15 protein-coding genes and 1 tRNA gene are annotated in these 17,989 nt (G+C 42.4%); 5 read left to right on the top strand and 11 right to left on the bottom strand.

Features of this window, described 5'->3' with window-relative positions; genetic code table 11:
• Positions 1-17 precede the first annotated feature (17 nt).
• Together maiA and fahA are read right to left on the bottom strand one after the other, a co-directional pair.
• Entirely contained in the window at positions 18-656 is a 639-nt protein-coding gene (gene maiA, locus AC5EUN_RS12235) for a maleylacetoacetate isomerase (RefSeq protein WP_160362372.1), read from the bottom strand.
• 21 nt (positions 657-677) lie between these two features.
• Positions 678-1,961 (bottom strand): fumarylacetoacetase, encoded by a 1,284-nt coding sequence (gene fahA / locus AC5EUN_RS12230; RefSeq protein WP_159153188.1) that lies wholly within the window; start codon positions 1,959-1,961, stop codon positions 678-680.
• A gap of 185 nt (positions 1,962-2,146) precedes the next feature.
• Here fahA and AC5EUN_RS12225 point away from each other — a divergent pair, with 185 nt between their 5' ends.
• On the top strand, positions 2,147-2,968 hold the full coding sequence (locus tag AC5EUN_RS12225; RefSeq protein WP_159153189.1) for an IclR family transcriptional regulator: 822 nt from the start codon (positions 2,147-2,149) through the stop codon (positions 2,966-2,968).
• Positions 2,969-3,223: 255 nt separating this feature from the next.
• Here AC5EUN_RS12225 and AC5EUN_RS12220 read toward each other — a convergent pair whose 3' ends face one another.
• The 5 genes from AC5EUN_RS12220 to AC5EUN_RS12200 form a co-directional block, all read right to left on the bottom strand.
• The gene (locus AC5EUN_RS12220) at positions 3,224-4,450 is read right to left on the bottom strand and encodes an amino acid aminotransferase (RefSeq protein ID WP_159153190.1); all 1,227 of its coding nucleotides are present in this window, start codon (positions 4,448-4,450) and stop codon (positions 3,224-3,226) included.
• Between the two features lie 29 nt (positions 4,451-4,479).
• Positions 4,480-5,880, bottom strand: a complete 1,401-nt coding sequence (locus AC5EUN_RS12215) for an amino acid permease (protein ID WP_159153191.1) — start codon at positions 5,878-5,880, stop codon at positions 4,480-4,482.
• Between the two features lie 164 nt (positions 5,881-6,044).
• Positions 6,045-7,106 (bottom strand): 4-hydroxyphenylpyruvate dioxygenase, encoded by a 1,062-nt coding sequence (hppD, locus tag AC5EUN_RS12210; RefSeq protein ID WP_062034383.1) that lies wholly within the window; start codon positions 7,104-7,106, stop codon positions 6,045-6,047.
• 647 nt (positions 7,107-7,753) lie between these two features.
• A tRNA-Arg gene (locus tag AC5EUN_RS12205) sits at positions 7,754-7,829 on the bottom strand.
• Between the two features lie 79 nt (positions 7,830-7,908).
• Complete coding sequence (locus AC5EUN_RS12200) at positions 7,909-9,261, bottom strand: amino acid permease (RefSeq protein WP_029574969.1); 1,353 nt, start codon at positions 9,259-9,261, stop codon at positions 7,909-7,911.
• A 331-nt stretch (positions 9,262-9,592) separates the two neighbouring features.
• Between AC5EUN_RS12200 and prpF the strand changes: the two genes are divergently transcribed.
• Both prpF and AC5EUN_RS12190 read left to right on the top strand, forming a co-directional pair.
• Complete coding sequence (gene prpF / locus AC5EUN_RS12195; protein WP_178896131.1) at positions 9,593-10,783, top strand: 2-methylaconitate cis-trans isomerase PrpF; 1,191 nt, start codon at positions 9,593-9,595, stop codon at positions 10,781-10,783.
• A 316-nt stretch (positions 10,784-11,099) separates the two neighbouring features.
• On the top strand, positions 11,100-12,017 hold the full coding sequence (locus AC5EUN_RS12190; RefSeq protein ID WP_160362354.1) for a polyprenyl synthetase family protein: 918 nt from the start codon (positions 11,100-11,102) through the stop codon (positions 12,015-12,017).
• A 141-nt stretch (positions 12,018-12,158) separates the two neighbouring features.
• Here AC5EUN_RS12190 and AC5EUN_RS12185 read toward each other — a convergent pair whose 3' ends face one another.
• From AC5EUN_RS12185 to AC5EUN_RS12170, 4 genes are all read right to left on the bottom strand, one after another.
• Positions 12,159-13,016 carry an SPFH domain-containing protein gene (locus AC5EUN_RS12185; RefSeq protein WP_004981272.1) on the bottom strand — a complete coding sequence of 286 codons (858 nt, stop codon included), beginning with the start codon at positions 13,014-13,016 and terminating at the stop codon, positions 12,159-12,161.
• A 15-nt stretch (positions 13,017-13,031) separates the two neighbouring features.
• A complete protein-coding gene (locus AC5EUN_RS12180; RefSeq protein ID WP_160362355.1) occupies positions 13,032-13,505 on the bottom strand; it encodes an NfeD family protein in 474 nt (157 codons plus the stop codon).
• A 97-nt stretch (positions 13,506-13,602) separates the two neighbouring features.
• Positions 13,603-14,520 (bottom strand): patatin-like phospholipase family protein, encoded by a 918-nt coding sequence (locus AC5EUN_RS12175; protein ID WP_160362356.1) that lies wholly within the window; start codon positions 14,518-14,520, stop codon positions 13,603-13,605.
• Between the two features lie 65 nt (positions 14,521-14,585).
• Positions 14,586-15,215 (bottom strand): 1-acyl-sn-glycerol-3-phosphate acyltransferase, encoded by a 630-nt coding sequence (locus tag AC5EUN_RS12170; RefSeq protein WP_493352366.1) that lies wholly within the window; start codon positions 15,213-15,215, stop codon positions 14,586-14,588.
• A gap of 136 nt (positions 15,216-15,351) precedes the next feature.
• Between AC5EUN_RS12170 and AC5EUN_RS12165 the strand changes: the two genes are divergently transcribed.
• Together AC5EUN_RS12165 and AC5EUN_RS12160 are read left to right on the top strand one after the other, a co-directional pair.
• Positions 15,352-16,608, top strand: a complete 1,257-nt coding sequence (locus AC5EUN_RS12165; protein WP_159153196.1) for an MFS transporter — start codon at positions 15,352-15,354, stop codon at positions 16,606-16,608.
• A gap of 141 nt (positions 16,609-16,749) precedes the next feature.
• The gene (locus tag AC5EUN_RS12160; RefSeq protein ID WP_104221787.1) at positions 16,750-17,874 is read left to right on the top strand and encodes a porin; all 1,125 of its coding nucleotides are present in this window, start codon (positions 16,750-16,752) and stop codon (positions 17,872-17,874) included.
• Positions 17,875-17,989 lie beyond the last annotated feature (115 nt).

Here is a 17,989-nt window from a genome sequence, read left to right as displayed (position 1 = left end):
ATATCCTTATAAAAAACTTAAGAGGCTTCAAGCTGCATTTCAGGTGCAGCGTGTTGAAAGGCTTCTAAAGTGTTGCAATGGGTGTAGATCGAACAAATTTTTGGATAATCGGATAAATCAAGATTAAAACGTAGAGCGTTATAGACTTGTGGAATCAGGCAGCAGTCCGCTAGGGTCGGCTGACTGCCAAAACAGAATTTGCCATTTGACTGTTCTAGCTGTGCTTCAAGGGCTTTAAAGCCCGTTAAAACCCAGTGTTTATACCAAGCCGTTTTTTGTGCATCACTTATTTCCAATGTACCCGCCAGATACTGAAGTACCCGTAGGTTGTTGAGCGGATGGGTGTCGCAGGCGATACTTAAACTAAATGCACGGATCAAAGCACGCTGCTGCAAGTCTTGAGGGAGCAGGGCCATGTCTGGGAATTTTTCTTCTAAATATTCAAGAATACTTAGCGATTGGGTCAAGACAAAATCTTGCTCTGCCCATGTGGGCACCAGCTCACTCGGATTGATTTGACGGTAGCTTTCACTATGATGTTCACCACCATTATTGACTAAGTGCACAGGTACATGTTCAGCAGTCAGACCTTTTAAATTCAGGCCAATACGAACTCGGTAAGCCGCAGAACTACGAAAATAGGTATACAGTTTCATGGGCAAGATCCTGATCTGCAATTATTGGGTAAAACCAAAATCCACTGCTGGCAGAATTTTGCCGCTGACTTCACCAAAACCAATCCGCAAATCATCTTGTTCACAATAGCCTTTTATAATGACGGTATCGCCGTCTTGAATGAAGTTACGCTGTTCGCCATTTGATAGCGTTAAAGGTTTGGTGGCATTCCATGTGATTTCGAGCAATGAACCATAAGAATCTGGAGTTGGCCCTGAAATGGTCCCTGAACCCATCAAATCACCGACCTGCAAGTTACAGCCCGCAATCGTATGATGTGTTAGCTGCTGAGTCATGGACCAGTACATATATTTAAAGTTGGTTTTGCAGATCACATCACTTTTGTCGTCATTCTCAGGCTGAATTTCTACCGACAAATGAATGTCATAGCTGTTGCTGCTGTTGTCTTCACGTAGATAAGCCAAAGGTTTCGGCTCTTGTTCAGGAGAACTGGTTTTAAATGGCTCAAGTGCTTCCAGCGTCACAATCCAAGGTGAAATGGACGACGCAAAAGTTTTGGCATTAAATGGGCCAAGTGGCACGTATTCCCATTCTTGCAAGTCACGTGCAGACCAGTCATTAAAGAGCACCATACCGAAAATATGATCCCAAGCGTTTTCAATTGGAACAGGTTGACCCAGCTGACTTGATTTACCTACGATAAAACCAGTTTCCAGTTCAAAGTCGAGTTTACGACAAGCAGAAAATACAGGACGTTCTGAATCTGGCAGCTTGATTTGTCCTGATGGACGGACAATGTCAGTGCCGCTCACAATAACTGAGCTAGCACGACCATTATAACCAACAGGGAGTTCTGACCAGTTGGGCAGCAGCGCATTTTTCGGGTCACGGAACATGCAACCGACATTGGTGGCATGTTCTTTAGATGAATAGAAATCGGTATAGCCTGAGATGTGTACAGGCATATGCATTTTGACGTCTGATTGTTTGAAGAAAACCTGATCACGCAGGGCCTGATTGTCACGAAGTTCAGGATTATCTGCGGACAACAAAGCTTGTAATTCTGCGCGGACTTTAGACCAATTGGCTTTACCTGATTCAATAAACAAATTCAGTGTCGGTTGATTAAAGAGCAGTTTGCCATCTGCCTGTTTGCAATAACCATGCGCTTCCAGTACCGCCAGATCAACCACCCATTCTCCCAGTGCTACGCCAGCACGGGCCTGCGAATTGTGTTTTTCACTAAAAATGCCATAAGGCAGGTTTTCTAGCGGGAAATCTGAATGTGCAGCAATTTCAACAAATGACTTCAAGCGTTTGCTCATGGATATTGATCCTTTCCGTGGAAAATTTACGTTCTAGATAGAATCATACTTATATTTTAAAATTACGCAATAAATAATTTATTTATGAATAATGTAAATTATTAAACTATACTACTCTGAATGAGAGAGTCAGGTTTAGATGGCTCACATTTTTGATTTAAGTAGTACAATTCACCAATGGAGTTATGACAACTAATGCAGCTATGCAGGGTAAAGCGATGAGTGTTGAGGAAGAAAAAATACAGGGAGGGGTTCAGTCTCTGGAAGTTGGATTAACCGTATTAGATGCATTGACCGCACATAATGCACCGATGATGTTAAAAGAGCTGTCCGAAGTTTTATCCATGCACCCGGCCAAAGTACACCGTTATGTGGTGAGTTTGATTCGTAAAGGTTATGCTCAGCAATTAACGGATGGGCGTTATAGCTTAGGTGAGCGCGCACATGCTTTTGGGGTGAATGCACTCAAACGAACAGATATGTTGGAATTAAGCCAGCGTTATATTCAGGACATTCAGCAACATCTGAATTGCAGTATTCATGTGAGTAAATGGTTCGCCGATGGCGCGGTCGTAGTTCAGTCTTTAGAATCTAACCATGTCTTTAATATTATTACTCGAGTCGGTTCACGCATGCCTCTGCTGAAATCTGCGACAGGGCGCTTGCATGCCTGCTTCCAGCCTGAGCACATCATCAGGCCATTATTGGAAAAAGAATGGGAAAGTAGTGCTAAACCAGAGCAGTATCCTGCAAATTGGGAAGATTTTTTAGAACTGAAAGTGAAAATCTTGAGTCAAGGCTATGCTTCAGTCACAGGAGATATGATGGCCGGGATCAATGCGATTAGTATTCCAGTCTTTAATTTCACGCAGCAACTGGATCATGTCATTACTTGTATTGGCACAGAAGATCAGTTACCCGAAGGACAAATGCAGCAAGCAATTGATTATGTTCTTGGCGTACAGCGTCAGATTGATGCTTTATTTCATCCAGCTGCTGCCATATAAAAGCGTTGATTACATTGAAAAGATGAATTAAGTTTTAAATCCACCCTCTGGTGGATTTTTTTATTGGGCTGTGGAGCTTGGCAGTCGAAATATTTGATTTTTTACTGCGCTGTCTAAAGGCGAAGGGGGGAAGCACGAACTAGGTAGCTAAGCTGAAACCCGTAGACTTTGGTTGCCTTGATTCAAGTTCCGAATAATAACGATAAAAAAGGCTTCTGACCCTAGAGTGAGAAGCCTAAGTAAACATGATATATCTTAAGCAAGCACAGACTCAGCGGAACTTGCAGCTTTAAGCACAGTTGCCATCGACTCAGCCACATAATCAATATTGTTTAAATTCAGGCCAGCAGTACACATACGGCCGCTGCGGACTAAATAAATACCATAATCTTGTTTCAGCAAATCGACCTGTTCTGCACTTAAGCCCGTATAACTAAACATACCTTGTTGCTGGGTCAGATAGCTAAAATCCATATCTGGTAGCGCTTGACTGAGTTTGTCTTCAAGTAAGCGACGCATCTGTAAAATGCGCTGACGCATTTCTTCTAATTCAGACTGCCATAGCTGAGACAACGCTGTGTCATTTAATACCTGACTCACCAATAACGCACCGTTGGCGGCTGGGCTAGAATAAATGCGACGGACTGTCGCTTTAAGCTGGCCCAATACATTTTGGGCAATGTTTGCGTCATCACAGACAAAGCTTAAGCTACCAACGCGTTCGCCATATAGGGAGAAAATCTTGGAAAAAGAATGGCTGACAATAAAGTTCATACCAGACCGATCTAGCGCGTGGATTGCATAAGCATCTTGTTCCAAGCCTTGACCAAAACCTTGATAGGCCATGTCCAAGAAAGGAATCAAGTCATTTGCTTTTAGAACCTCAATCACTTGATCCCATTCGTGAGGTGCTAAATCTGCACCTGTTGGGTTATGACAGCAAGGATGCAGTAGTACGATACTTTGAGCAGGTAGCTGCCTTAAGGTATCTAGCATCGCCGTTAGATTTACGGCATGGGTGTCCGCATCATAATAAGGGTAGAAATGGGTTTGAACACCAGCGCCATTAAAGATCGCAATATGGTTTTCCCAAGTCGGCTGACTGACCCAGATCTCGGACTGCGGAAAATATTTGTTTAAGAAGTCTGCGCCTACTTTGAGTGCACCAGAACCACCCAAAGTCTGAATGGTGACGACACGCCCTTGCTGACGGGCAGGGCTAGCCTGACTGAAAATCAGTTCTTGCGCAGCCTGATTAAAGCTCTTGAGTCCATCCATTGGCAAATAGACTCGGACTTTGTCATAGTCAGGAATTAAATGAGTATAGGCTTTTTGAACCGACTGTAGCTGCGGTACAATATTATCTTCATTATAATACAGTCCGATACTGAGATTGACCTTATTCTGGCGCGCATCTTTGCTGAATTCCTCCATCAGAGAAAGAATCGGGTCACCTGCATAGGCATCAATATGTTGAAACATGAATACATCCTAATATGATAAATACGATATTACGCTTCTGGTAAGGAAGTGATTTTACTTTTTTCAAGCAACGCAACATGATCTTCTTGCTTCCGTTTAAAGAGGTAAGCTGTCAGTAAAATCGCGATCCAGACTGGAATCATGAGAACTGCAATTTGCATATCTGGGCTACGACTCATAATGAGCAGAATACTCGCCATGAAGGCAATACATAAATAATTGGTAAATGGATAGGCCACACTTGGAAATTGAGTTTTTACCTGCATGCGATTCATGGCTTTTTTAAACTTTAAATGTGTATAAGAAATCACGACCCAGTTAATCACAATAGCTGCTACGACCAGCATCATGAGTAAGTTAAATGCTTTTTCAGGAAATAAATAGTTAATCAGAACACATATTAAAGTAAAGAAAGCTGAAACCATAATGGCATTTACAGGAATACCACGCGGATTAATTTTGCTTAAAAATTTTGGGGCATTACCTTGTTGTGCTAGTCCAAGCAGCATTCGGCTGGTACAGTAATTGGTGCTGTTATAGACAGAAACAGCCGCAGTCAAAACCACAAAATTCAAAACAGCGGCCACGGTCTGGCTGCCCAACGAGTCGAAAATTAATACAAAAGGACTACCGCCTTCAGCCATCATATTCCATGGATAAAGCGACAAAATTACGACCAAGCTCAAGATATAAAACAATAAGACGCGGTAAACAATTTGATTGACGGCTTTTGGGAGAGTTTTCTGAGGATTATCTGTCTCTGCTGCTGCAATACCTACCAGTTCAATTCCACCGAAAGCAAACATAATCATGGCCATAGCCATCACTAAACCTGTAATACCATTGGGGAAGAAGCCGCCGAGCTGCCATAAATTTTGTAAGCTAGACTGGCTATGACCACTACCGCTGGCCAACAAGTAACTACCAAAAGTAATCATGGCAATAATTGCCACGACCTTAATGATGGCTAACCAAAATTCCATTTCACCAAATAATTTCACGTGCAGTAAATTAATGACATTAATGAAAATAAAGAAACCCAAAGCAGAAACCCACGTTGGAATATCAGGCCACCAGTAATGGATATAGAGGCCGACAGCACTGAGTTCAGCCATACACACTAAAATATTCAGTACCCAATAATTCCAGCCAGACATAAAGCCCGCAAATTTGCCCCAGTATTTATAAGCAAAATGACTAAAAGAACCGCTCACGGGTTCATGCACAATCATTTCACCGAGCTGGCGCATCATGAGAAAGGCTATAAGGCCTGCGATGGCATAGCCTAAAATAACAGAAGGTCCTGCGAGTTTGATGGTTTGTGAAATACCGAGGAATAGCCCCGTGCCGATAGAACCACCGAGGGCGATGAGCTGAATATGACGATTACTTAAACCTTTTTTCAGGTTTCCTTGTTCAATGTGCTGCATTTTTATTCTTCATCCATGTGAGATAAAGCCTTGAACCATGATGATGTTTCGTTATTTTTATATTGTCATCGGAGCAGACTTTAATTTTACGAGTATAGTTCTTGCACAAAAGTTAAATTTCCCTGTACATAAAACTATATGTACAGGGAAATTCTAGAAATCGTTTAAGCTTTAGATACATCTAAAACGCCACGTTTAATTTGGTCGCGTTCAATCGACTCAAATAGCGCTTTAAAGTTGCCTTCACCAAAACCATCGTCATCTTTACGTTGAATAAATTCAAAGAAGACAGGGCCTAGCATATTTTGGGAGAAAATTTGCAACAAGAGGCGTTTATTACCGTCTTTAGTATTGCCATCCAGCAAAATGCCCCGTTTTTGTAGTTCATCAGCAGGTTCACCGTGGTTAGGCAAACGCTCATCTAGCATTTCATAATAGGTATTTGGCGGAGGTGTCATGAATTTGGCACCTAAAGCTTTTAACTTGTCCCAAGTGCTAATCAGGTCATCACAAATGAAGGCAATATGCTGAATGCCTTCACCGTTAAACTCATTGAGGAATTCGGCAATCTGACCATTTCCTTTATCCGAATCTTCATTGAGCGGAATACGGATTTTGCCATCTGGCGCCGTGAGTGCCTTGGACGTCAGGCCAGTATATTCACCTTTAATATCGAAGTAGCGAATTTCTTGGAAGTTAAAAATCTTTTCATAGAAATCAGACCAATACTGCATACGGCCTTTATACACATTATGGGTCAAATGGTCGATTTCATATAAACCTGTGCCGACAGGATGAGAGGGTACATCATCAAAGAATATGAAGTCATTTTGGTAAATGTCACAATCGACGAGGAAAATAGGAGAGCCGCCAATCCCTTTAATTGCTGGGATATTTAGCTCCATCGGACCAACTTGGTTGTAAATTGGTTCAGCACCAATTTCTATCGCCTTTTTAAATGCCTTTGCCGCATTCTTGGTGCGGAAACCCATTGCACAGGCAGAAGGGCCATGTTCTTTATAGAAATAAGCTGCATATGATTCAGGCTGATAATTTAGAATGATATTAATCTTGCCCTGACGCCATAAATACGCATTTTTAGACTTATGTTTTGCCACTTTGCTGAACCCAATGGTTTCAAACACCGCATCTAGCTGACCATCTTTAGAAACAAATTCAATAAATTCGAATCCACACAGTTCTAATGGGTTGGCTAATTCATTCATACAACGTCCTCATTTCTTTTTTAAGCAATCCTATTGCTTATCTTTTTAACGATTCCTTTCAGAGCTAACGGACTGGTCGCTACAATTCTAGAGCGAGAGAGACAAGTCCGTTTGTCTGAAATGGGGCACTTGTTCAGCAGCATTCTCAATGTTGAGTGAGCAAGTGTAGAAGTTTTAATTCATCATACTTGATCTAAATTATTATTCAATACGTAATTTGATTACGTAATAAATAAAATTGGCAAATGATTGACCTATAAATTAAATTAATATTATTCATAAAAATATTTTTTAAAATAGGGGCGCTTTGTTATACCAAGATTTCAGAATGAAATCTGTGCTATAGCACTAAAATAGAAGGGAAAAATTGTGTATGGAATTTGGCTCATTCCGTGCATCTGTTGAGAACAGCTATTTTAAACAGCCAAACAACTGATTCGAGCACGAAAATTAATTGTAAAGTCTCTAGAACAGTTTGACTTAGTTAGACCTGATTTGAAAACCCAGATGTAGGTGTCGCCGCGAGCGAGTTTGAGCGGCTGTTGAATCAGCGTCCAAGTTTGAAGGGGATTATTAGTATCACATGTGATAAATCGAATTTTTAGTGTTTATGATTAGGCATAGAGAGGTTGAAAACAACCATAAAATGGTGCGCTCTGCGGGACTCGAACCCACGTCGGTCGCTTAGGAGGCAACTGCTCTATCCAGTTAAGCTAAGAGCGCAAAAGTGCGGTTAATGTAGCTGATTTTACTCAAAAAAAATAGTTATTGCCGAAACAATAACTATTTAAAAATGAATATTTTATGCTTTTCTATACAGAATTTTGTATAGAACGAACATTAATACGATCCAGATTGGAATCATGATCACAGCGCCGCTTAAACCTTGAGTCCACATGATGTAAAGCACTACAGCAATAAATGCAAGAACAAGGTAGTTACTGAAAGGCGACCAAAGTGCAGGAAATAATGGTTTTTTCGCTTCGCTTTTCATGGCCTTCATAAATTGAAGATGAGTTAAGCTGATCATGGCCCAGTTCAATACCAAAGCACCAACAACAATATAAATTAAGTTGCTGAGAGCATCTTCTGGCGCAAAATAATTCAATAGTACACAACCGAAAATCAGTAAAGCAGAGAACAAGACTGCTGGAATTGGCACACCTTGTTTATTGGTTTTACTGAATATTTTAGGTGCATTGCCTTGCTGTGCTAAACCAAACAGCATGCGGCTGTTAGCATACATACCGCTGTTATATACAGAAAGTGCTGCAGTCAAGATAATAAAATTCAGTAAATGTGCAGCCCAACCAATACCTAATTGACTGAAGATCATTACAAATGGGCTCTTATCTAAGCCGCCAAGTTGCAATTCATTCCAAGGTACCAGCGATAATAAAATGGTCAAAGAACCCACATAGAAAATGAGGATACGGAATACCACTTGGTTGATTGCTTTAGGAATTGATTTTTGTGGGTTATCAGCTTCTGCCGCAGCCATACCAATCAACTCAATGCCGCCAAAGGCAAACATGAGGAAGGCAAGCATATAGAAGAGACCTTCAACGCCATGTGGGAAGAAACCGCCATGTGACCAAAGGTTGCTAAATGAAGCCGTGGAATCTGCGCCTGCCGTGGCCAAAAGATAAAGACCAAATACAATCATAGCGACGACGGCCGTGACTTTGATAATAGCTAGCCAGAACTCTGATTCACCGTAAAACTTCACATTACCTAAATTGACTAAGGTAATGATCACAAAGAAGGTGAGAACAGATGCCCATGCAGGAATATGGGGCCACCAGTAGTTGATATACTTCGCAACAGCGGTCAGCTCGGTCATGGCCACTAGAACATATAGAATCCAGTAGTTCCAGCCTGCAAGAAAGCCTGCAAATTTACCCCAGTATTTGTTTGCAAAATGACTAAAAGAACCAGCTACAGGTTCCTCAACGATCATTTCCCCAAGTTGACGCATGATTAGAAATGCAATTAAACCGCCAATTGCATAGCCCAAAATAATAGATGGGCCAGCAGATTCAATCACATGAGCGGAACCTAAAAATAAGCCAGTACCAATTGCGCCGCCCATGGCAATCAATTGAATATGACGGTTCTTTAAGCCACGCTGAAGTTGAGACGACTCTTTATTCAAGTTATTTCAGCCCGACAATGGATAAGTGTTTCCGATTGTAATAGATCGCGAAGAAATCGCATAGTAGCTCAAAATCCATGAAAAAAAGTTATTATTCATATGAAAAATAATGTGTAATGAATTGTAAATAAAAAACATACGAATCAATATATTAATTTTATTTAAATTATCAAATCAGGAATTTTATTTGGAAACCGGACGTTCACAAATGATGTTTTTTTAGACTTAAGTCTGTATTTTACGTAGGCATAGGGAAAAAAGGTATGATGAGCCTAAGTTAAATCAGATCTTTTGACTTAACACAATGATAAATATGAAGGATTCAATAAAAATGAGTTTTGCACCGCAAATCAAAATTCCAGCAACGTATATGCGTGGAGGGACCAGTAAGGGCGTATTCTTTAAATTAGATGATCTCCCAGAAGCCGCGCAACAGGCTGGACGCGTTCGAGATCAGTTATTGCTCCGTGTGATTGGTAGCCCCGATCCTTATGCAAAGCAGATTGATGGTATGGGTGGTGCAACATCGAGTACCAGTAAAACGGTGATTTTAGCGAAGAGCCAACAGCCCGAACATGATGTCGACTATTTATTTGGGCAGGTGTCGATTGATCAGCCTTTTGTCGACTGGAGCGGAAACTGCGGTAACTTAACGGCTGCTGTTGGTTCATTTGCGATTTCAAATGGTTTGGTCGATGCTGCACGTATTCCAGAAAATGGCATCTGCACAGTCCGCATTTGGCAGGTGAATATTCAAAAAACCATTATTGCACATGTACCTATTACGCAGGGCCAAGTTCAAGAAACAGGTGATTTTGAACTTGATGGCGTGACGTTCCCAGCTGCAGAAGTGCAAATTGAATTTTTAGATCCAGCCGATGATGGTGAAGATGGGGGTGCAATGTTCCCAACAGGGAATTTGGTTGACACTTTAGAGGTTCCAGAGATTGGTCGCTTTCAAGCAACGTTTATCAATGCAGGTATTCCGACTATTTTCTTAAATGCAGAAGACATTGGCTACACGGGGAGTGAATTACAAGACGCAATTAATGGCGATGCCAAAGCTTTAGCGCGTTTTGAAACCATTCGTGCCTATGGTGCAAAACAGATGGGGCTGATTCAAGACATTTCTGAAGCTGGCAGTCGTCAACACACGCCTAAAATTGCTTTTGTTTCTAAGCCAAAACAATATGTCTCTTCGAGTGGTAAAACCATTACAGAGCAAGACACCGATTTATTGGTTCGTGCACTTTCTATGGGTAAATTACACCATGCGATGATGGGGACAGCGGCTGTTGCCATTGGTACCGCAGCAGCGATACCTGGAACCTTGGTCAATTTGGCCGCGGGTGGTGGAGCACGTGAAGCGGTTCGTTTTGGTCATCCTTCAGGGACTTTACGTGTCGGAGCGCAAGCGATACAAGAAAAGGGTCAGTGGATAGTGAAAAAAGCTGTCATGAGTCGTAGTGCTCGCGTGTTGATGGAAGGTTGGGTGTGTATTCCAGCGGAAAGCTTGGAGTAGCGCTATGTAAAAAGCCTCTCTCTGTAGAGGCTTTTTTATCTCAACTCTAGGTCTGTGATAAGCATGCGAAAAATAACCAAGAGCATGAGCGGTGAATTTTAGAGCTTAATTGCTTGTGTAATGGTTGCTTGAAATAGTAGAAAAGTCATTCTTATCACCTCGTCTGCAAAAATTAATAGAATACTGTGCCTTGTTTGTGCTTTCGGCATAGAGAAAGCGGGCAGAAAGCAGTATCATGCCAACAGATCATTTCAAATGATCGACTCAGTCAAACTGAGCACCAGATTAATTTATCCTATTGTTATTCGAGGCGAATGTGTCAGCACTAACCGACGTATCAGCAAATGCACTCCAACAGGCTCAACAACGTATTCACGATGATTTATTGACGGCACTTGATGCTTTTTCAATTCCGGAACCGTTAAAGAGTGCTGTGCATCATGCGGTCATGTTAGGTGGCAAACGTGTGCGTCCTGCGCTGTGCTATGCCACGGCACATTTAAATCCAAACAATAATGCCGCTGCCGCTGCCGTGCGCCGTGCCGCTGTGGCTGTGGAACTGATTCATTGTTATTCCTTGGCACATGATGATTTGCCGTGTATGGACAATGATCTTTTGCGCCGTGGTCAGCCGACCTGTCACGTGGCTTATGGTGAAGATACAGCTTTGCTTGCGGGTGATATCTTGCAGTCTATGGCATTTGAAATTTTAGGTAGTCGACTGTTTGATGCTGGCCCAGTGGTTGATCAGGGTATTGTACTGAAGCAGATGCAAATTTTAGCGACAGCGAGCTCTAAAATGGTGTGTGGCCAAGTCCTTGACCTGCAAGCCGAAGGTAAACGTGTCGATCAGGCTGCACTTGAAAATATCCATCGGAATAAAACGGGTGCATTAATCTCTGCTGCGGTGATGATGGCCGCGGTGACTGTATTTGACGGTTGCGATCAAGCGATTCCTACGTTACGCGAATATGCGCAGGCAATTGGTTTGGCTTTTCAGGTGCAAGACGATATTTTAGATATCATTTCAAATACAGATGTACTGGGTAAAACCGCAGGGAAGGATGAGCAAGTCGAAAAATCGACTTATCCAGCCTTGATGGGACTTGAGGCTGCACAAGACTATGCCAAGACTTTGCATAATCAAGCCTTTGCTGCTTTGGCTTATTTCCCAACTGATGCGGCAGCAGAACTTAATCAGATTTCACAGTTTTTATTGGCTCGCCAAAGCTAAGTTTCAGTGTTTAGATTAAAAAAAGAGGACATAGCGTGTCCTCTTTTTTAATGCTTGTTCCTTAGAGGCTTGAGTTTTTTCACAACCCCAATAAAAAAGACAGCTCGAAAGCTGTCCTCATTTAATCAAACCAAGCATCAGTTAGATGTCTTTACGTCCCATAACACCGCGGATGGTACTTAAAATATCGGCTGGTAACACCACTGTTTTAGCGTTGTTCGATTTAGACATATCTTGCATCGCTTTGACATATTGTTCACCCAACAAGTAAGCCACAGGAATTTCCTTATCGCCCACAGCAGAAGTGACCATTTCAATAGCACGCTGAGAAGACTCTGCTAAGACGACTTGCGCTTCTGCGTCACGGCGAGACGCTTCTAAACGGCCATCTGCCTCTAAAATCGCGGCTTGTTTTTCACCATCGGCTTTGGTCACGGTCGCACGACGTTGACGCTCAGCTGCCGCTTGCGCTTCCATTGCTGCTTGCATGGTTGAAGAGGGTTGAATGTCTTGGATTTCAACGGTTTTGAGGGTAATCCCCCAGTCTGAAATATCATCCGAAATGGCTGCTTTAAGTTTGGCTTTAATGTGATCACGAGACGATAGCGCATCATCGAGATCCATTTCACCAACGATTGAACGCAGTGAGGTTTGCACTAAGTTTTGAATGGCCCATGTATAGTTTTCAATCCCATAGACGGCATTTACAGGCGTGGTGATGTTGATGTAGGCCACTGCATTCATAAGCAAAACGGCATTATCGCGGGTAATCACTTCTTGAGAGGGAATGTCTAATACAATGTCTTTGGTCGTCACTTTATAAGCCACTTCATCGACATAAGGAATCACAAAGTTGAGACCTGGATTCAACGTGGTATGGTATTTACCCAGACGTTGCACGATCCATTTATAACCTTGTGGAACAATACGGACACCTTTAAAAATGGTGACAGCGGCAAAAGCCAAAATTGCTAAAACGACAATAAATCCACCAGACATATGCTTAACTCACTTTTATCTATTTTCGTTGCTTGAGAGATGTGCTTTGACCATTAAATCATTGCCCAGTATTTCAACGACACGAACACGGTCGCCGACATGGACTTTATCTAAAGTACGACAGTTCCATTCATCTGAACCGAGTACTGGAATGGGAAAGCGAACGCGAATGTGTTCATTTTCAGGACTCGCTTGAATCACCATGCCAATTTGACCGATGGTTGCTTCGCGAGACAGTCCTGCTTTGGTCTTGTCAGTCGAAAGCGGTTTAATAAACTTAAACCAAAGTAAAGTGCATAAAATCGACAAAATAATCCACGTCACAAACTGCGTGGTAACGCCCATCATGGGGAACATCCAGTACAGAATACCGACCATAATGGCCGCAATACCGAACCACAATGCGGCAAAAGCAGGCAGAATCAGCTCTGATAGGATTAACAGAACGCCCAATACAAACCAGTGCCAAGGCTCAAAAGCAAATTCCATACATCTACTCATATATTCGTTATAGGGATATAGATGCAGAAGCATCTATATCAATTTAGCAGATGAATAAGTCTTTGAATATTAAAAATCAAATTTTTTAGAATTTGGCTTTAGGGGCAGGTTTAAAAGCAGCTGGGGTCTTTTTAAAATCGACAATGGCTTTTTCAATCGATTTAATTTTGAGCTGTGCAGCTTTTTCACCTTCTAAAATAGATTGATTGCTGGCTTTTAAGTCCAAAGTGCCCAAGTGTCCGACTTTGGGTTGAATCACCACAGTCGCTTGGCTCAATTCTTCATTGATGCTTTGCTGCCCCATAATATTAATGGTCTGGTCGAGCAAGCCCCACATATTGAGGGGTTTGTTACCGACAGGGCGCGCTGAAATATCAATAGCAATCACAATATCCGCACCCATGTCCTTGGCTGTTTTGACTGGAATTGGGCTGACCAGACCGCCATCAACATACTTGGTTCCACCAATCACTGCAGGGACAAAAACGTTCGGAATACTGCATGAGGCACGTACTGCTTGGCCTGCATTGCCTTTGATAAAATCGGCTTTACGTCCAGTATCAAGACGGGTCGCCACCGCAGCAAAGCGGATAGGGAACTGTTGAATCGGTTTGTTGCCGACGTGTTTGTTGACATAGTCTTGCAGCTTTTGACCTTGAACAAACCCTTGGGAGTTGAGGGTTAAGTCTCGAATGTCCGATTCTTTTAAGGTCAAGGCAATTTGCTGAAGCTGGAAAGGCGTTTTACCACTGGCATAGATACTGCCCACAAAACTTCCCGCACTGGTTCCTGTGACAATTTTAGGTTTAATACCATGTGACTCTAAAACTTTAAGCACCCCAATGTGTGCAAAACCTTTGGCACCGCCACCGCCGAGTGCAATCGCAATCACAGGTTCGCGGGCTTGAATGGGAGTTGTTGTTGGTGTTTTCTTTGATGCAAGATCACATCCTGCCATAGTCAGTGTGAGTACACCAATCAGAGATAAACGAGCAAAATTCATGGTCAAAAATACTAAAACGCAAAACAAATAATGGTGCACATCTCAGCAGATTCGACCTTGATTTACTAGCTATTTTTTAAGCGTTTTTGTAAAGGCTTGGCTAACCATTTTGGGTTCTTGGCTGAAAATTTGCCGATATACAGATCTAAAATATGCTCTAGGTCTTGCTCAAAATGTCCTGTGGGATGAAATACGCCCAAGCAGTGGATGGTTTTTTGCGCATAGTCAAAAGAAAACATCACAATCGGAATCTGTGCACCATGCGCAATGCGATAAAAGCCACTACGGATGGATTCCGCTTGCTTACGTGTGCCTTCAGGTGCCATACCGACCCAAATTTTTTCTTTGCTGTGAATAATATCGATAATGTCTTGGGTTAACCCTTGAGCATGGCTACGATTGACTGGAATCACGCCAATCCACTCAAGTAACGGTTTCAATGGGGTATGAAACAAGTTGTTCTTGCCAAAAATGGTGATTTGCAGGCCTAAGCCCAATAGAGCCGTAAAGCCATGCCATGCATCGATATCTGAGGTATGCGGTGAAATAATTGCTACCGCTTTAGGTAGATTGGGAAATTCGCCAACAAAGCGCCAACCTTGCGCTAAAAAGAGCTGCTTAAAAATAGCGCGAGTGAATGCAGATGAGTTACGACTTGGAACTTGATCTGGTAGCTCTGGAAAATATTGGTTCATTGTTATTATACTCAATCGACCAAGATGTATATCATCTCATCATAAGCACTGATTGGCTTGAATTCATTGGCAAAAAAAGTGAACGGATACCGATCTCAGATGAACATTTTGACCAATCCATGTATATAGGAACAGCATGCTACAGATTCGCAATGTATATATTTTGCTGTTTTCATTGTATTGGGCGCAGGGCTTACCCGTCGGGTTTATGACCCATGCCTTGCCCGTCATTTTAAGAGTGCAGGGTGTTTCATTGGCACAGATTGGGGGCTTTGGACTGCTGATGTTGCCATGGTCGATCAAAGTGTTTTGGGCACCAGTGTTAGATCGCTTTGGGATCACCCGTTTCGGCCACTATCGGAGTTGGATTATTCCATTGCAGTTTCTTACGGTGCTGGTGCTGATCGGACTGTCTTTCCTCCCGATTGATGGATTAAATCAACCTATTTATTTATGGGCTTTCTTTGTGGGCCTCCTGAGTATGAATTTGCTAGGGGCAACGCAAGATATTGCAACCGATGGATTGGCGGTTAATATTTTAAAAGGGGAGCAACAGCACTGGGGTAATACCTTTCAGGTAATTGGATCGCGTCTGGGTTTTATTGTCGGTGGTGGTGCAATCTTGTGGGCACTAGATTGGCTGAGCTGGCAGAGCACTTTTTTGATGCTGGCGGCAATGGTCTTTATAAACACGCTGCCGATTTTAATTTATCCAGAGCCAAAGCATCGAGCTGTTTCAGAAGCTCAGCCTTCACCTTTCAATCTCCAAGAGATCAAAAACTATTTGGCTTATTTTGTCCAGAGTCCCGTACTCGCAGCATGGTTGGCAGTGCTGCTGAGCTTTAAAATAGCGGATGGTTTAGCAGGGCCACTTTTGAAACCTTTAATGGTCGATTTGGGGCTGAGTTTTTCTCAGATAGGGCTTTATGTCACCATGCTAGGTGCATGTGCCGCCTTAATGGGTGCAGGACTTGCGGGCTATAGTTTGAAGTTGATTCGTCGTGCCACGGCTTTAGTGCTGTATTCGGTGCTTAAAATATTCAGTCTGGCGGCTTATACATGGTTGGCCTTTCAATATGAAAACCAGCACAGTATGCAGCCGTGGCTGATATATCTGATCAATGCCTTTGAAGATATGACCTCATCGATGCTGTTGGTGGTCATGCTCACCCTAGTGATGCAGTACAGTCGTAAACATATGGCAGGCACGGACTTTACTTTTCAAGTAGCGTTGATGGCCACTGTCAGTGGTGGTTTGTATAGTGTGAGCGGTCTATTGGGAGATTGGCTCGGCTATTTTAATTATCTGTGTATGATTGTAGTCATTGCGATGTTGAGCCTGTGGTTTATCTTCAAATGGCGTGGCATTGCGATGCATTCAGACCTTTCATAATTCATTCATAAATAAATCATAAAAAGTGCTAAATAATGATGTAAACAATTAAAAAATATAACTAAATAATTTTTTAATTGTTTTGTCATATATGTCTGAACGGTAATATTTGTAACAAATTTACCGTAGGATATTTTGATAATGAAAACACAAATTGCAGCCGCAATCGCTTTAAGTTTAGTGGCAGGGGTAACATTCGCAGCACCTACTTTTTATGGTGAAATTGATGTTACGGCCGATTATTTACCTGAAGACAATACTTCACCAAATAAAGACCGCGATGTGGTCGAGCTGAACTCTAACAACTCCTTTTTGGGGTTAAAGGGCGAAGAGAAGCTAACAGATCGCTTAAATGCACTATACCAAGCTGAATTTACCTTCTATGTGGACAATGGTGGTAGCACGGATACTTTCGTTCCGCGTAATTTACTCGTTGGCTTACAAGACCAGAAACTTGGCACATTGAAAGTCGGTAAAATTGATACCCCCGTTAAACAACTGTCTTCAGTGGTAGATACCTTTAATAACTATGTGGCCAACAAAGCCGATGTGGCGGGGATTTTCACGGGTGAAAACCGAGTCGATAACGTGCTGGTCTATGAAACACCTGCTTGGGGAGTGGGCGCAGGTAAACTGAAAGCTGCGGCACTGTTAGCAACAGGTGAAGCTGGTGGTATTGAAAAATCTAAAGGCGGTGCAAAAGTTGCAGGGCGTGGTCTGGGCGATGCTTGGTCAGCATCAGTGGTCTATGACAGTAAAAAGTTTGTTGCAGGGATTGGTTATGATAAGGCCATTCCGTCAACCTTTGCAGGACGTGGCACTTTGAATGCTTCAGCGCCTGAAGTGACTGGCGGGGTGGCAGGTAGTGCCTTTGCAGCAGCTGATACTTTGCGTGCCATTGGCCGAGTAAATCTGAATAATGGTTTGGCGTTGAAAGCCTTATATCAAACTTCTGAAGTGGCGGATGTACAAGGTAATGATGCTGTCGCAGCTACCATAGACGACGCACAAGGCTGGTTGGTTGGGGCTGAATATAACTTACCGACTGCCAAAGCTTGGACAGTGAAAGCTCAATACAGTCAAAACTCAACCAGCTTTAAAACATCTAAAGATGACTTTGATGCACAGCAGTTTATTGCAGGTGCTGATTATGCCTTTACCAAGCAAGTTAAAGCTTATGGTTACGCAGGGATTTTGACGCTTGAACAAGCATCATTTGAAACCAAACAACCTGTAGTAGGCACAGGGATTGAATACAAATTTTAATGTTTAAGTGATAGAAAAGGGTAAAGTCTATACAGATTAATGCTGATCAGTTAAGGAGTTTTATAGAAACTCCTTAACTTTTTGTCGTTCATGATGGAATCTTCGTATTTTAAAA

It is taken from the genome of Acinetobacter sp. CAU_H_S170_2 (genome assembly GCF_058890445.1).
Note: the sequence above shows the minus strand (reverse complement) of the source record. Positions and strands in the feature narration are given on the sequence as shown.

Excerpts from the sequence above, each read along its gene's own strand:
- maiA (WP_160362372.1), bottom strand. The coding sequence starts at position 656 with ATGAAACTGTATACCTATTTTCGTAGTTCTGCGGCTTACCGAGTTCGT.
- fahA (WP_159153188.1), bottom strand. The coding sequence starts at position 1,961 with ATGAGCAAACGCTTGAAGTCATTTGTTGAAATTGCTGCACATTCAGAT.
- AC5EUN_RS12225 (WP_159153189.1), top strand. The coding sequence starts at position 2,147 with ATGACAACTAATGCAGCTATGCAGGGTAAAGCGATGAGTGTTGAGGAA.
- AC5EUN_RS12220 (WP_159153190.1), bottom strand. The coding sequence starts at position 4,450 with ATGTTTCAACATATTGATGCCTATGCAGGTGACCCGATTCTTTCTCTG.
- AC5EUN_RS12215 (WP_159153191.1), bottom strand. The coding sequence starts at position 5,880 with ATGCAGCACATTGAACAAGGAAACCTGAAAAAAGGTTTAAGTAATCGT.
- hppD (WP_062034383.1), bottom strand. The coding sequence starts at position 7,106 with ATGAATGAATTAGCCAACCCATTAGAACTGTGTGGATTCGAATTTATT.
- prpF (WP_178896131.1), top strand. The coding sequence starts at position 9,593 with ATGAGTTTTGCACCGCAAATCAAAATTCCAGCAACGTATATGCGTGGA.
- AC5EUN_RS12185 (WP_004981272.1), bottom strand. The coding sequence starts at position 13,016 with ATGTCTGGTGGATTTATTGTCGTTTTAGCAATTTTGGCTTTTGCCGCT.
- AC5EUN_RS12180 (WP_160362355.1), bottom strand. The coding sequence starts at position 13,505 with ATGGAATTTGCTTTTGAGCCTTGGCACTGGTTTGTATTGGGCGTTCTG.
- AC5EUN_RS12175 (WP_160362356.1), bottom strand. The coding sequence starts at position 14,520 with ATGAATTTTGCTCGTTTATCTCTGATTGGTGTACTCACACTGACTATG.
- AC5EUN_RS12170 (WP_493352366.1), bottom strand. The coding sequence starts at position 15,215 with ATGAACCAATATTTTCCAGAGCTACCAGATCAAGTTCCAAGTCGTAAC.
- AC5EUN_RS12165 (WP_159153196.1), top strand. The coding sequence starts at position 15,352 with ATGCTACAGATTCGCAATGTATATATTTTGCTGTTTTCATTGTATTGG.
- AC5EUN_RS12160 (WP_104221787.1), top strand. The coding sequence starts at position 16,750 with ATGAAAACACAAATTGCAGCCGCAATCGCTTTAAGTTTAGTGGCAGGG.